Raw genomic sequence first — 14,636 nt, 5'->3', positions numbered from 1 at the left:
CTGGATTACGATCACGGCACACTCGCCAATGAACTTCTTTGGCGGGGCTTCAAGTCATCGCGCTCCGATGCGCAGGCTCCCCCACGCGATCTCGCTTGTTTCCGGGAAGTAGCATGCCCGGAATCGGCCGTCTCCCGACGTCTCCAACTGCGGCTTTTCGACGGAACATAGACCTTCCGCTCGCGCGCAACGCGGATGAAAGCCACAGCCCGGAGGCGGATTGGCTGCAGAAGGAACCTCTCCCACGATCTGGATCAGAGGCCGGCGGGCCCTCGGATCCGGCACTGGATAGCTGTCGCGCAGAAGCCTGGTGTAAGGATGCAACGGACGGTCAAGAACATCTGCCGTCGGCCCCTCTTCGATGATGCGCCCAAGATACATGACGGAGACTCGGTCGCAGAAATGGCGGACCACCCCGAGATCATGCGAAACGAACAAGAACGACAGGCCGCGGCGTTCGCGCAGCCCCTCCAGCAGTCGAAGAATTTGCGCCTGGACCGACACATCGAGAGCAGAAACGGCCTCGTCTGCGACGACCAGTTCGGGATCCAAGACCAGCGCCCGTGCAATGCCAATCCGTTGCCGCTGCCCGCCTGAGAACTCGTGCGGGTAGCGTTCCAGTGCTTCTCGCGGCAACCCGACCTCGAACATGGCGGCTTCCGCCTTCTCGCGGATGTCCTTGGACGAGAGTCGCAGATGAACACGAAGGGGTTCTTCCAGAGTCTGCCGGATTGTTCGGCGCGGATTGAGCGAAGAATACGGATCCTGAAACACGATCTGCATCCGGCGCCGCAACGCGCGCAAGGTGGCCCCCTTGGCGGCGCGGACATCGATGCCGTCGAATAAGATTGATCCGCTATCGGGCTCAATGAGCCGAAGAATGGTACGCGCGACCGTTGACTTGCCACAACCGGACTCGCCCACGAGGCCAACGGAAGCCCCCTTTGGAATGCGGAAGGACACATCATCGACCGCCCGGACGCATCTGGCGCCTGAACCTCCGTGTCTCACGAAGGTCTTCGAAAGATGACGTACAACAAAGTCGCCGCTTCCCAGGGATGTCGTCATCAATGCACTCCTCCGACCGGTCTGACGGGACAGCGCACCAAATGTCCGGGATCACCTGATGATACGAGCTCTGGGTGCAGTTCGGTACAGCTGCGGTCCTTGAACGGGCAGCGGGGCGCATAGGCGCAGCCTGCTGGAACGGCAGACAGGGCCGGAACACTGCCGGGGATCGGCTCCAGACTCTCGCTGGCCCGGTCAGCTCGCGGCATGGCGCGCAGCAACGCCGCCGTATAAGGGTGCATGGGCTTTGCGAACAGCGCGTCGACAGTCGCAAGCTCGACAATCTCGCCCGCATACATCACGGCAACGCGGTCGGCGATCTGCGCAACCACGCCAAGATTATGCGTGATGAACAACATCGACATTCCGTAGGCCTGTTTGAGCTCTTCGAGTTGAGTCAGCACCTGCGCCTGGATCGTCACATCGAGTGCCGTCGTCGGCTCGTCGGCCAGAAGAACCCTCGGATGGCAGGCAAGTGCCATGGCAATCATGACGCGTTGGCGCATCCCCCCCGAAAATTGATGCGGATACTCATCTAGTCGGCTCTTCGGCGATGGAATCTTGACCTCCGCCAAGAGCCGAAGCGCCTCAGCCTTGGCCTCCATGCGCGACCCTCCGCGATGAATGAGGATCGCCTCCGCGATCTGGTCTCCCACGGTCATGGTCGGATTGAGACTGGTCATCGGCTCCTGGAAGATCATCGCAATCGAATTGCCCCGGATCGTGCTCATGTCCCGCTCGGACAAGGTCACGAGATCTTGACCCTCGAACAACACCTCTCCGCCTTGGATGCGAGCACCGGCATGCGGAAGCAGCCGTAGGATGGACAGGGCCGTGACGCTCTTGCCACTGCCCGACTCGCCCACGACCGCGAGCGTCTCGTTTGGCATCAGTGATACCGAGACGTTTCGTACTGCCGGGTACCAATGGCCGCCGATTCGGAATTCGGTCCGCAGATTGCGCAGGTCGAGAGCTGGCCTAGGAAACGATGTCATGCCTGCTATTCCCCCCGCAGCTTTGGATCGATGGCGTCTCGCAGAGCGTCTCCCAGGAGATTGAGGGCGAGCACGGTCAACAGGATCGCAAGGCTCGGGAAGACCGCGAGCCACCAGGCGTCGAGGATGTTGTCGAACCCTTCGCGGATCATGCTGCCCCAGGTCGGTGTCGGTGGCGGAACGCCTAGCCCGATGAAGCTCAGCGATGCTTCCGTGCGAATCGCGGAAGCCATCCATAGTGAACTCATCACCACGACATCCGAGATGAGATTGGGGAGAATATGAACCCCCATGATCCGGACGGGTCCGAACCCAAGCGCTCGGCCGGCGATCACGAAGTCCTGCTGCTTCAAGGCAATCGTTGGCGCCCGGGCAACTCGCGCAAACGGCGCGATCTCCGTGATTGCGATTGCAATGATCAGGTTCTGAAGGCTGGCGCCGAGCATCGCCGCAATCATGAGGCCGAGCAGGAGAGCTGGAAACGAGAGCATGACATCGAGCACTCCCATCACGAGCTGATCCAGCGCTCCTCCGACATAACCCGCAACGATTCCGATCGTGCAGCCGATTGTCATCGCAATCAGGATGGCGACGAAACCGACCATCAGTGAGATGCGGGCTCCATAGATCAGACGGGACAGGACATCTCGGCCGTAATTGTCCGTTCCGAACAGAAACTCCGCTGACGGCGGCTCGAGCCTGGCCACGATATTCTGCTCCAGCGGGTCATGAGGCGCGATCACCGGCGCGAGCACCGCCACGACGATGATGAGCGCGATGAGCAGCGCACCCAGCCAGAAGAGAGGATTTCTGGAGAAGGCCAGCCACAATCGACTGGGCTGCGATACTGCAACCGATGCAACCCCGACCGTCATTTGTATTTCACCCGCGGATCGATAAGCCCATAGGTAATGTCCGTCAGCGTATTCACGACGATGACGCAGATGGCAAAGATGATCATCAGCCCCTCGAGCAGCGTATAGTCGCGAGCGTTGAGTGCCCCGAAGATCAGCTTGCCGAGGCCGGGCCGGTTGAAGATGATCTCCGTGAGCACCGAATTTCCGATCAACGTACCGAAGTAGAGGCCAACAACGGTAACCACCGGAATGAGGCCATTGCGCAGAGCGTGTCGCATGACGAGGCGCGTGGGAGTCACTCCCTTCGCGCGCGCTGTGCGGATGTAATCCTCGCCAAGGACTCCCAGCATGGATGACCGCGTGACACGCACCACATAGGCCATCAGGATCAAGCCGAGATTCAGCGCAGGCAAGGCAAGGCTTCGTAACCGTTCGATCGGATCAGTGCTATCGGACGCGAGAACGGGGAACCATCCCAGCTGGATCGCGAATACGATGAGCAAAAGAATGCCTGACACAAACGCTGGGAACGATAGCCCGACCAACGAGACCAGCCGCGAGACGTAGTCGATCCAGCTGTTGCGGCCGAGCGCGGCGAGGATTCCGAGCGGCAGACCCAGGACGATTCCGATCACGATGGCCGCCAAGGTGAGTTGGATCGTGGAGGGCAACACCAGCAGGACCTCCTGCACGACAGTCCGGCCGCTGCTCAGCGATTGCCCGAGATTTCCGGTGAGCACCTCACCGAGAAAGTGAAGATATTGGACCTGGATCGGCTGATCGAGCCCGAGCCGGGCGCGCATCGCGCGAAGCGAGGCTTCGGTTGCCTGATCGCCAAGGATGACGGATGCCGCATCACCCGGAACGAGACGCACCAGCACGAAGATTGCTGTCAGCATCACCAGCAAGGTGGGGATGGCCAGCAGCAGCCGCTTGAAGGCAAAGCTGATCATTGGATCACCCAGCACATTCGCGAACAGAAACCAGAATGTTCGGACTGAACTCTTCTCTCCAGACAAGGAAAGTGCCTCACAACACCTCCTCCTTTTGATCGAGTGTGGCCAGCTCTCCAAGCGTCACGGGCTTGAGCGGGGGCCTGACGCGATAGAAGCCGACCTCCCTTGCGGGACAATCTTGGATTTCCGCGAGGATGCGGGTGACGCTATAACCGCATTGCCGCCCCTGGCAGGGGCCCATCCCTGCACGCGTGAAGGCCTTGATCTGGTTCGGGCCGGAGCCGCCGATCTGCGCCATCGCCCGGATCTCTCCTGCCGTGACCTCCTCGCAGCGGCATACGACGGTCTCATCGGACGGACTAAAAATCCTGCCGTGGGGTCTGAACATGGTGTCAAGAAAAGGCCGCAAGGCAAGTTCGCGAGCCAAACTCTTTTGAACGCGCAGCGCTTGCTTGAGCACGATCTGCTCGTCCGCATAGCCGAGCTTGACTGCCAGCCTGTGTGCTGCGAGCGCCCCACGAAATTGCGCGGCCTTCGCACCAGCAATGCCCGCGCCGTCCCCGGCAATGAAGATACCGGCTTTGGTCGTTTCACCCCATTGATCGAGAACCGGAACGTAGCAATCCTGCTCGTCACACCATTCAACCGCGCAGCCCAGCCCCAGCGGTGCATGGACGTTCGGCACGACACCTTCATGCACAAACAGATTATCCGCGGAAACGGTCTTCTCTTGTGCATCGGCCGTTCGATAGCTGATGGATTCGATCCGGTCCGATCCGTGCGCCACGAGGTCGATGACATGACGGACGACGGGCACACGCCGGTGTCGAAGGACGGCCGTCCACGCGAGCCCTTTGAGGAGCGCCCCACTGGCACGCAGGGCCTTCGGCAGATGCCGGAGCGCCGCCCAATGACTCCCGGCCGGTGTCGTGTCCAGATAGCCGGCGATCTGACCTCCGGCGTTGAGCAACTGAACGAGGTAGAGAAGCGGCAACGGGCCACAACCAGCGACCCAGACCGGCTTGGAGGGGATCTGCCCGGCGGTCTTCAACAGGACCTGAGCGGCACCCACCGTGAGGACTCCCGGCAGTGTCCAGCCTGGGAAGGGAGCAGGCCGCTCCTGGGCGCCGGTTGCGAGGATGATGGCGCGCGCCTCGATCGTCCTGGCCTTGCCATCATGGGTCACGAAGGCACGAAAACCAGGTTCAACCTGCCAAAGCTGTGTACGAGGCTCGTACCGCGCGCCACTGGCGCGGAATGCATCGGTCGCAGCCTTTCCGTCCTGATAAGTCCTTCCAAGGATGGCTCCCCTCGGGGTCGCCGCTTGGGTTTCGACCGAGCGCCAGATCTGCCCGCCAGGAGAACTTTGATCGTCCACAACCAGGACGTCAATTCCATAGCGGCGGGCTGTGATGGCCGCTGTCATGCCAGCAGGGCCAGCCCCTACGATGAGAAGATCGGTGGTGCTCATGACGGCAAGCACCGCTTACGCTGCTGGCGCTCAACCTTCATGCCCTCCTGAACCGGGGTCATGCAGGTCTGAACCGAGGCGATTCCATCCACCTGAGCGAGACAGTCGAAGCAGACGCCGATCATACAATAGGGAGCTCGCCCGCTCCCTTTGACCGGCGTGGGGCGTGACCAGACGACAGCCTGCCGGAGCAGCACAGCTGCCAGGCTTTCGCCCGGCTCCGCCGTGACAGGTTTGCCTTCGATATAGACCGTCACGGTCTCAACGGGCTCATGCAGCTTTCGGAACATCAAAGCGACTCTGATGAAAGATATCGAGCGAATCCGGCAACTGGCCGGCCGAGATGGCATCGGCCAAGACGGTGGAATGCAGAGCTGCAAGCGTGACGCCTGAATGGCACAACGCCACGAAGGCTCCCCGGTGCTTCTGGGACTGGGCGTAGACGGGACACCCGTCAGGGGTCATGATGCGCAACCCGGCCCACTGCCGAACCAATTTTGCCTCAGCAAGCCCCGGCACGATGCGAAGCGTCCGCCGACTGAGATCTGCCGCCGCGATCGCGGTCGCGGAGCTATCGAAACCGGTCTCCTCATGGGTAGCACCGATCATCACGGTGCCTTCCCGGGTCTGACGCAAGCCACTCGTCGGCAGAGGCAGAAATGGTTCAAGGCGCTCGGTCACCAGGATCTGCCCGCGTTGAGGCCGCAGCGGGATTTCAAGACCCACTTGCCGCGCCAGCGCCTGAGACCCGAGACCCGCAGCGATCAGCACGCGCGGCGCACTGACGGTCTCGTTTCCGAACGTCACCGTAAAGCCCGCCTCGCTGGGCACGATCTGCCGCACCGCAGCGTTTGGGCGCAGATCTCCACCCAGACGCAGGATTCCGGCATGAAGAGCCGCAAGGAGCTGAAGCGGATTGGCATGCCCGTCCCGCTGGCCGAAGCTGGCGCCGGCCACGTCAGGCCCCAATCGAACCTTCGGAAGCAGTTTGGCCAGTTCAGCGCGATCGAGCATCCGCCAATCCGCCTCCGCTCCGCCGAGCTGATTCTGCAGCCGCTGAAGGTCCAAGCGGCGCTTCTCGAACGCGTCATCTCCGAGGCAGAACGCCAAACCGCCATTCTGCTCATACTGAAGATCCAACGCGGCCAGATCAGTGAGTTCCGACGCAAAGTCGGACCACATGTCGACGCTACGGCGTGACAGCTGCTGATAGGCGGGCATGTTCTGGCCTTTGCCCTGTAGCCAAACAAGGCCGAAATTGGCCCGCGCCGCACGATGGTCGCGATCGTCACCGTCGAGCACGAGCACTCGGCATTGTCTTCGCGCAAGCCCATAAGCGATCGCAGCACCAACCGTGCCCGCACCGATAACTATTATCTCAGGATGCATCAGATTTCCTCTTGCCCAATATGACGACAAAAAGAGATATTTGGTCAAAGTCGAAAATCTCTGGCTGTATTCTTCAGGGTTATGGGATGGCTCGTCAGATCAATCTCAGACAGGTCGAGGCGTTCAAAGCGGTGATCGAGAGCGGCTCGATCAGCCGAGCCGCTTTGATCCTCAACATCTCCCAGCCCGCGATGAGCAAACTGATCGCTCATCTCGAAGAGGATACCGGGCTCAGCCTGTTCGATCGCGTCAAGGGCCGTCTTGCTCCGACAGAGCGCGGCATGCGGCTTTACAAGGAGATTGATCGTATTTTTTCAGGTGTCCGCCAGGTGGAGAATGCCGTCGAGGCGATCCGCCGCGAGGAGCAGGGGCAGCTTCTTGTCGGAGTCATGCCGGCTTTGTCGCGTTCGTTCATCCAGCAGGCGACGATGGGCTTCCTTCAGCAGCATCCCAACGTGTTCTGCTCGGTCAAGTCACGCAGCTCGGAATGGATCGTGGATTGGCTGGTCACACGCAAGCTCGATGTCGGCCTTGTCAGCTCGCGGATCGACAATCCCTATGTGATCGCCGAACCGCTGACCCAGCACCCGCTCGTCTGCATCATGCCGACCGATCATCCTCTCGCCATGAAGAACGTTGTGGAGCCGGATGATCTCGACAACATCCCCTTCGTGTCTTTCGACCCTGAGAGCCAGGCCGGTCAGTGCATTGCGACGATGTTCGACGCCTACAACGTCAGACCCAACACCGTGCTCGTTGCCAATGTCTCGCCGACCCTGTGCGAATTCGTGGCAGCCGGCCTCGGCGTCGCGCTGGTTCACCCTTTGATGTTCAGCGGGCTTCAGGACCGTCTGGCCATCAGACGCTTCGAGCCCGCTTTGTCCTACGACTTCCAGCTCTGTCGAATGCGCGACAGCCGCAATGCAAGTCTGGTCGACGCCTTCCTCCAGCAGGCGCGCACGACGGCCGCACGGCTCTCCCAGGAGTCGCTCAGCGCGGCATAAGCGTCGTCGCCTCGGTGATCGGCGGAGCGAGGTTCATGGCTCCTTTGAGCTCATAGCCGTAGTTGACACGCTTGCTGTGCCCCCAGACCTGCTGAAGCTCAAACAGCGGAACAGAACAGACGGCGTCGTGGATCTTGCGCTGAGCCTCCTTCCACAGCTCCTGCTGCCGCTCCACACTGCCTTCCACCCGCGCCGCCTGTATGTCTGCGTCCGCAACGTCGCAATGGGAGAAATTGGCAACCGCCGTCGGCTTTCCAATGCTCGAGCTCGAGTGATAGAACTCGGTCAGGTACGTGTCGGCGACCGGAAATCTGGCGGCGCCATAAAACACCAGAGCGCTGGCATTGCCGCGAATCTGGCTCTGATACGTGGCGTGATCGACAACGCTCATATCCAGCTTGATACCGGCCTTTGCGAGCTGGCGCTGAATAATTTCCATTGTCGGCAGGATAGCCGAGATGTTGGACACCACGACCTTGAGCGTCAGGCCATTTGGGTAGCCCGCTTCGGCCAGAAGTGCCTTGGCCTTCACCGGATCGTAAGCATAAGCCCCTGATGAACAGTCCTCTCCGATATAGCCCGGGGGCACGACCGAGCAGCCTTTCAGACTGACGCTCTTACCGACAAACTGCACGAGATCGTCGAGATTGACCGCAGCGGCGATTGCCTGTCGGACCTTCAGGTCATCGAGCGGCGGAATACTGCTGTTGATGTGAAGCGTTCGAAACTCTCCTGGACGGAAGACATCAACGACCATGTTGCCGCGCTGGCGGGTCATATCGACCCAGCGTTGCTCGCGCCGGCCTTGGATGACGTCGAGCTCTCCAGACGCAAAGGCGAGCTCGCGGGCGCTGTCGGAGGGGATCGTACGGTACATGATATTGCTGATCTGCGGCCGGCCGCGGAAATAGCCCTCGTTTGCGACCAGCTTCACATGCCGCTGCGTTTCATGCTCTGAAAACGCAAACGGACCCGTACCGACGGGATTGGAGGCAAACTTGTCTCCGAGCTCCTCCACTGCTCTTTTGCAGACAATGTTTCCGCCGTGATAGTTGGACAAGCGGCCGAGGAAATTCGGATCTGGATACTTCAGGGTCATGCGAACGGTGGACCCGTCTACCTTGGCGATGCTCTCCACCGCGGAGAAGTCTGCAGCGAAGCTCGATCGGCTGGGGTCTGCGGCACGTGTCAGCGAGTAGACGACATCATCTGCGGTGAGGCTGCCCCAGTCGCCGTGAAACTTGACGCCCTTTCGGAGGAAGAAGGTCCAGACTCGTCCGTCTGGGGACGTTTCCCACCGCTCGGCGAGATCGGGCTCGAGATCCTTAGGGTCCGCGCTCCCTGGCTTGAATCGAACCAGGCCGTTGAACATCAGGCCGATCAGCGGCTTGTCGGTGCTGGTCGTCGCACGATGGGGGTCGAGCGTGGTAATGTCTGATCCACCGGCCCCGATTTGCAGGGTGATCTCCGGGGCTTCCGCTGCAGACACATCACCGGTCGCGTTCACCGTGACGGCGATGCAGAAAGCCAACATATAGACGTACTTCATAGAGACGTACTTCATCCGGTGCCTCGCCCGTTGCCCACGCATCAGGCTGGAAGAGTCCTGCATCTCTGTCAAAGTCCGAAATCAAGGAGACCTATTCTTGGGCGTTATGGGCTAACGGCGAAGCTCAACCGCGACCCAAAAGTTCGAGTACCAGGACCCAGGCGGCAGCGACTGCAGACCCGGCGAACCGTCTACCCGGAGCGCGTCGCCTCCATCCGGAACGGCCCCCATGAGAGCGTGAGCATAGCTCCGTCACAGGCGGCACGCGGAACCCTGTGCCGCCACACCGCCGCGCGCATCGATGGAGGACGCGCCGTGGTTGGCTTACGGAAGCGATTGATCTCAAAGCTGGCGATTGCGCGCGACCATCGCGCCGTTTCGCCAATTGCGCGCCGCGCAGGAACGGCGCTTCGTCGTGAGTGTCAGAGCGGCAACGGTTGGGCGGCGTCGGCTTCAGTCGGTGGCCTGTCGATCCACGCCGACACGGATGGGCCGGATAATCCAGGGATCTCAATGAGACCAAGCCTTATCGCCCTCACGACGGCGACCGTCCGGCTGTTCGTGCCAAGCTTTCTCATCGCCTTCTTGAGGTGGAAGTTGATCGTGTTTTCGCTGATCTTGAGGATGATTCCGATATCCCAGGAGGATTTGCCCTCTGCGGTCCACTTCAGGCATTCGCGTTCGCGCTGCGAGAGCCCAATCGCCTTCTTGCCCATCGCTGGCTGGGCAAGCTCGCCAAAAGCAACATGGAACTGACACGCCAAGGCGTGAAGATGCTTCATATGCCGGATCGGGTCGGCATCGTCGAAGCTGGATGCAAAGGATAGAACGGAGATGCGCCCCGATGGCCCAAACAGCGGCACGCTCACCCCGTGCTTGAGACCGGCTTCGCGGCTCTCACGAAGGACCAACCGCTCGCCATCCTGCAGCTGCTTCTGCTCGAGCAGCTGATCCCACATGAATGGACTGCTATGAAACGGGGTTCGCCTGACGACCGGATCGATCTCGTGATACTTGCGCTCGAAATAGTGCTCTCGCCAATCGAGCGGAAAGTTGAGAGCGACGGCCGGCATAGGATGCTCTGGCAGCCGTACCGTCTCTTCATAGTTCAGGGCGCCATAAGCCACTTGGCCGAACCCCTCATCGGCTGCAGAACTGACGAGAAGATCGAAGAGGTCGGACAGCGACTGCGTGCGGTTTGCACAATCGATGAAGCTGAAGAGGTCCATTGCTACCTCACGGCAGACAAAGCTGCGCAAACTTCCGCCCAGATGTGATCGTGAAAACGAATCCGTCTGAATGTCCCGATTGCCGACGGTCCGTCCTTGCCCCCTCGTCTGCCTCTATCAAGGCGAGAAGCAGGCGCTTGCTTGTCCAAACTCCAACCCAACCTGAGGTAGACCGTACCATGATACGCTCCGTCGTGCAATTGACGATCATATTCGATTGATTTTTTCAGAAGCCGCGATGTCATCAACAATGCCCTTCTCCGGAAGCGGCGGCCCTGACGATCTTGCCGACTCCGGCAATCAGATCGCGCAGCAAAGTGCCTGTTTGATGAGCGATCTTCGGCACTTGTGTCAGCATGCACGAGATTGCTGGTACAAGTTTCGATCGGATCATGCGCACCAGGGACATTCTCCCGGCACGCAGCACGCGCAAGTCAGGCCTCGCGGCCATCCCAAGCTGAACCCGTTCAAACGGGCCTGGACGAGCCTTGCAAAAGCCAAGAACTACACCCCAATACAACTCAGAATTGCGCCAGATTGTAGGTGATATTGGGGCGATGTCTGACAGTTGTCTTCCTCTGAGCAGCCGGTAGGACAGCAGCCGCTCCACAGACGCGCGAACTACTCGACTGGGTAGCTGCCTCGCTGACGCTGTGCCGATTAGTCTGCATCTTCCCGTCACGTGGCACATTGGAAGATGCTCATGCGTACCCTTTTAGTCAGGTGGGAAACCGTCCATCGATATGGCGAAGCCTGGATTTCGCATCATCGGTTGCGGTACCGGATGTTCGTCGAGCGCCAGGGGTGGTCCGTGCCTCATTATCAGGGCATGGAATATGATGAGTTCGACACACCGGCAGCCACCTACATCCTTGTCGTGGACGAGCAAGATCAGGCGCTTGGAACTGCGCGGCTGATTCCGACCACACGCCCCTACATGGTCAAGTCCTTGTGGCCTAATCTGGTTGAAGGCTTGCTGCCGCATTCGGACGAAATCTGGGAAGCATCGCGATTCGGCTGTGATCGTGCGCTGAGCACCGGCGGACGGCGCCGAGTGATCGGGCAGCTCATACAGGCTTGTCAGGAATTCGGCCTCGCCAACGGCATCTCGTCCTATCTTGGTGTCATGCCCAGCTGGATCTTCAAGAATGTCATCGCTGCCCATGGCTGCCCGGTGAGGCCACTGGGAGCGAAGCTGCCGTTTCCGGGGCATGACATTGGGGCAGCCTATATCGGGGTATCATCAGCCGTGCTGGAATTGGTTCGCCAGCATACAGGCGTCCCTAAAGCGCTGCATGAAAGCCCTTCTCCTGGGCCTGTCCCATCAGCATTGTCCCCGCGCTTGGCAGAGGATGCTCCATCGGAGCCCAAAGGACTGGCCTGCAGCCCAGAGTTGGAAGGGCTCGTGGAGGCTGGATGAGCGCGATCCCCGAACCTTCGACCATCTTGCCGCCGCAGGGCCCGCCAGTGAGGGCCGATCAGCGCTTGCATCAGGCTTTGGGCCTCAGCGCGATTGACCGTCTCTGGAGAAGATGCGGCATCACCGCAATCGGTGGCGATCAACGCGTCGGCTCCTTCGCTCAAGAAAGCCTGCCACGCTGGATTTGCCGCTCACAAGCTTCCTGCTTCAGGAACACCGAATGTATCAACTTTGAGCGCCAGTCGGTCCTGGTTTGTATGCATTGCGGAGGAAGCCAACGCGATGCGTGGCTCCGGGACTATCTGGCCTTGATGGCTGGTGCCCGCTTCGACTTGGCAAACGCCCGATCAGCCGCCATGAAACGTGCCACCATTGCCGAGGCCAGGCGACCAAGATCATTGGCCGGCTGGTCCGAATGGCGGCCGACAGCTTCGGCATAGGCCTGCAGATCGCGAAATACGCTCGCTGACAGTTCGACCGTGATTTTGACCGGCTTCTCATCGGGAAGTTCCGAGATCTTCAGCTTCGCCATGACTGCTACCCCTGATACGGCTCGAGCACGAGATCACGATTGACGATCACGCGGACCGGAAAGCCCGGCCTCACTGTCAGAGTCGGCTGGACGTTCATCTGCTGACCAACCAGCTGCTGACCTGTGCGGCTCATGGAGTTGCCGAAGCCCTGGCGGAGCGCCTGGATGATCGCGGCGTTGTTCGTATTTTGATTGGTGCCCGCGTTGACCTCGCTGCCCATCGAGAGCAGCGTCGAGAGCAGCGCTGCGCCAACCAGCTGCCTGAAGTGGTTATCAACCTCGTCCGAGAGACCCGAATAACCGGCAGCGTCGGCGCCCTGCTGCCGTTCCAGGACGATCGACCGTCCATTGGGCATGATCAGCCTGGTCCAGACCAGGAGCACGCGCGATTGCCCGGCCGTCACCTGGCTATCGTATATCCCGATCAGCCGCGCGCCCTGCGGGACAAGCAGGAAGCGGCCTGACGGCGAATCGAACACGTTCTCGGTGACCTGAGCGGTGATCTGCCCCGGCAGGTCGGAGCGAATGCCCGTGATCAGGGCGCCCGCAATCACGGTCCCGGCCTGAACCACATAGGGGGAGGCCGGCCGGCTGACACGGTCGGGACTCGTGGTCCGGCGATCGACCGCGGCATTGACGAAGGCGAGCTTGCGGTCCTGGCCATTCTGGGCGAATGCGTCGTCGGGACTGGACATCGCGCCCGCGCGTTCGCTGGTCTGAGGCCCGCTCGCCGCGGCCTCGGTGCCACGAACATTGACCGTCGCAAACAGGCGGCTCAAGCGAGCGGCATCCCGCTCCTGCTCATGGCGGAGCTGCTCCTGATCGGGGGTGACCGCAAGTGCCTGGCCCTGCGCAGCGACAATCGCCTTGCCGAGATCCCCGGGCAGCGGCGGTCCGATCACTGGGACGTTTGTCGGGAGATTCTTGGGAAGACTGGCGTAGTCACGCGGCAGGGCCGAAACCCCGTCCGCGATGTCGTGATGATCAGTGCTGTAGAGCTCGGATGGACCCGATTTGCTCGGCCTGTTGGTCTGCAATGTCCAGACGACGGCGCCTCCCATCAACAGGAGCGCAACTGCACTGCCGCCGGCCAGGACATTGCGCGACAGCCGCGTAACCGGCGGAAGATCTCCGTTCAGGCGCATTCTTTTCGTGCGACGCTCAGCCTTCTCGGCTGCAGACGGAGCCTGAGACGCAGAAGCCTCATCCTCCTCGTTTTTCACCCTGAGGCTCCGTCGGTTCTGACGATCCGGACCTTGCGCTGCTCCTCGCCGCCGAGGCGCAACTCGGCTGCGGCAAACAGCCGATCGACGATCATGATGTTGCGGAAGGCACGGTAGTTGACGATCTCGGGCGCACCATCGCTCCCGATGACGAACAAGGGCGGCAATTCACCCTGCACGATGCCAGGGGCAAACTCGATATAGACCTTGCGACCGTCGTCATAGGCGTTGACCGGCCTCCATGGCGGATCATCCCCCTCGATGCGATAGCGGAAGCGTCGCAGCGCCGGATTGGGCAGCTCCGGCCTCAAGACGAGCTGGCGCGCTCTCGTCTCGGCATTCTGGGGATAGTACCAGGCCACAGCGGGCATATACGGCTTGTCACGAGCGCGCAGCTCGAGGAGATAGGTCCGCCGGTCGGTGTTGACGATGAGATTGGTTTCGATCGCGGCACGCGTCGGCTTGACCAGGATGTGGACGTGGCGGCGTTCGCCCGCACCGCTCTCGGTATCGCCTACGACCCAGCGCACGGTGTCGCCGGCGGACACGGGCCCCGACCCTGTGAGCTGTTCACCTTCCTCGAGCATGATGTCGGTGATCTGCCCGGGCGCCGCATAGACCTGATAGAGCGCGCCGGGACTGTAGGCATAGATCTGCGTCGCGTTGAAGTAGCCCTTCTTGCGCGGTTCGACCCGCGCCGCGCTATTGGCCATCTCGACGCGGTCGAGCGGCTCCGCTTCTTCCTGGGCTCCCGCCTTGCCACCAAGGGACACTTTCCAGGGCGGCGGAAGATGAAGCGGCTGAACCTTTCCATCCAGCGCAGCTGGCGGCGCCGGCAAGGGTGGTGCTTCGCTGTCATAGCTGATCTTGGGCAGATTGGTCGTTGTGCAGCTGCAGAGCAGAACCAGAACGGCGGCCCCCGCCATCATTGGCCCTCCAGCCC

At 61.0% G+C, this 14,636-nt stretch carries 14 protein-coding genes; 2 read left to right on the top strand and 12 right to left on the bottom strand.

Features of this window, described 5'->3' with window-relative positions; translation table 11 throughout:
- Window positions 1-54: 54 nt before the first annotated feature.
- The 7 genes from QX048_RS19990 to QX048_RS19960 all read right to left on the bottom strand — a co-directional run bounded on the left by QX048_RS19990 (window position 55) and on the right by QX048_RS19960 (window position 6,736).
- Window positions 55-1,068: an oligopeptide/dipeptide ABC transporter ATP-binding protein gene (locus QX048_RS19990; protein WP_316159736.1), complete on the bottom strand. Its 1,014-nt coding sequence runs from the start codon at window positions 1,066-1,068 to the stop codon at window positions 55-57.
- Complete coding sequence (locus QX048_RS19985) at window positions 1,068-2,063, bottom strand: ABC transporter ATP-binding protein (protein WP_315716419.1); 996 nt, start codon at window positions 2,061-2,063, stop codon at window positions 1,068-1,070. The genes QX048_RS19990 and QX048_RS19985 overlap by 1 nt, the downstream gene beginning before the upstream one ends.
- A gap of 5 nt (window positions 2,064-2,068) precedes the next feature.
- On the bottom strand, window positions 2,069-2,938 hold the full coding sequence (locus QX048_RS19980) for an ABC transporter permease (RefSeq protein ID WP_316173080.1): 870 nt from the start codon (window positions 2,936-2,938) through the stop codon (window positions 2,069-2,071).
- Window positions 2,935-3,873: an ABC transporter permease gene (locus QX048_RS19975; protein WP_315754288.1), complete on the bottom strand. Its 939-nt coding sequence runs from the start codon at window positions 3,871-3,873 to the stop codon at window positions 2,935-2,937. The genes QX048_RS19980 and QX048_RS19975 overlap by 4 nt, the downstream gene beginning before the upstream one ends.
- 76 nt (window positions 3,874-3,949) lie before the next feature.
- Window positions 3,950-5,347, bottom strand: a complete 1,398-nt coding sequence (locus QX048_RS19970; RefSeq protein ID WP_316173079.1) for an FAD-dependent oxidoreductase — start codon at window positions 5,345-5,347, stop codon at window positions 3,950-3,952.
- The gene (locus tag QX048_RS19965; protein ID WP_316187803.1) at window positions 5,344-5,637 is read right to left on the bottom strand and encodes a (2Fe-2S)-binding protein; all 294 of its coding nucleotides are present in this window, start codon (window positions 5,635-5,637) and stop codon (window positions 5,344-5,346) included. Before QX048_RS19965 ends, QX048_RS19970 begins: the two co-directional genes overlap by 4 nt.
- The gene (locus QX048_RS19960) at window positions 5,618-6,736 is read right to left on the bottom strand and encodes an FAD-dependent oxidoreductase (protein WP_316200631.1); all 1,119 of its coding nucleotides are present in this window, start codon (window positions 6,734-6,736) and stop codon (window positions 5,618-5,620) included. Before QX048_RS19960 ends, QX048_RS19965 begins: the two co-directional genes overlap by 20 nt.
- A gap of 20 nt (window positions 6,737-6,756) precedes the next feature.
- Here QX048_RS19960 and QX048_RS19955 point away from each other — a divergent pair, with 20 nt between their 5' ends.
- Window positions 6,757-7,740: a LysR substrate-binding domain-containing protein gene (locus QX048_RS19955; RefSeq protein WP_315754364.1), complete on the top strand. Its 984-nt coding sequence runs from the start codon at window positions 6,757-6,759 to the stop codon at window positions 7,738-7,740.
- On the opposite strand, the gene QX048_RS19950 is transcribed toward QX048_RS19955, so the two are convergent.
- Both QX048_RS19950 and QX048_RS19945 read right to left on the bottom strand, forming a co-directional pair.
- A complete protein-coding gene (locus QX048_RS19950; protein WP_316159731.1) occupies window positions 7,727-9,304 on the bottom strand; it encodes an ABC transporter substrate-binding protein in 1,578 nt (525 codons plus the stop codon). The genes QX048_RS19955 and QX048_RS19950 overlap by 14 nt on opposite strands.
- A gap of 407 nt (window positions 9,305-9,711) precedes the next feature.
- Window positions 9,712-10,518 (bottom strand): LuxR family transcriptional regulator, encoded by an 807-nt coding sequence (locus tag QX048_RS19945; RefSeq protein ID WP_316159730.1) that lies wholly within the window; start codon window positions 10,516-10,518, stop codon window positions 9,712-9,714.
- Between the two features lie 703 nt (window positions 10,519-11,221).
- On the opposite strand from QX048_RS19945, the gene QX048_RS19940 reads away from it, so the two are divergent.
- Window positions 11,222-11,938, top strand: coding sequence for an acyl-homoserine-lactone synthase (locus QX048_RS19940; protein ID WP_315754279.1), 717 nt, complete (start codon window positions 11,222-11,224; stop codon window positions 11,936-11,938).
- A gap of 298 nt (window positions 11,939-12,236) precedes the next feature.
- On the opposite strand, the gene QX048_RS19935 is transcribed toward QX048_RS19940, so the two are convergent.
- The 3 genes from QX048_RS19935 to trbG are packed head-to-tail and all read right to left on the bottom strand — an operon-like array spanning window position 12,237 to window position 14,622.
- Window positions 12,237-12,470 carry a DUF2274 domain-containing protein gene (locus QX048_RS19935; protein WP_315754277.1) on the bottom strand — a complete coding sequence of 78 codons (234 nt, stop codon included), beginning with the start codon at window positions 12,468-12,470 and terminating at the stop codon, window positions 12,237-12,239.
- A 5-nt stretch (window positions 12,471-12,475) separates the two neighbouring features.
- Window positions 12,476-13,693, bottom strand: coding sequence for a TrbI/VirB10 family protein (locus tag QX048_RS19930; RefSeq protein ID WP_316159729.1), 1,218 nt, complete (start codon window positions 13,691-13,693; stop codon window positions 12,476-12,478).
- Window positions 13,690-14,622, bottom strand: a complete 933-nt coding sequence (gene trbG / locus QX048_RS19925; RefSeq protein WP_316200630.1) for a P-type conjugative transfer protein TrbG — start codon at window positions 14,620-14,622, stop codon at window positions 13,690-13,692. The genes QX048_RS19930 and trbG overlap by 4 nt, the downstream gene beginning before the upstream one ends.
- Window positions 14,623-14,636: the final 14 nt, after the last annotated feature.

This window comes from Bradyrhizobium sp. SZCCHNS30572, assembly GCF_032484415.1.
Lineage (GTDB): Bacteria > Pseudomonadota > Alphaproteobacteria > Rhizobiales > Xanthobacteraceae > Bradyrhizobium.
The sequence above is the reverse complement of the archived record's forward strand: the minus strand, read 5'-3'. Positions and strand labels throughout refer to the sequence as shown.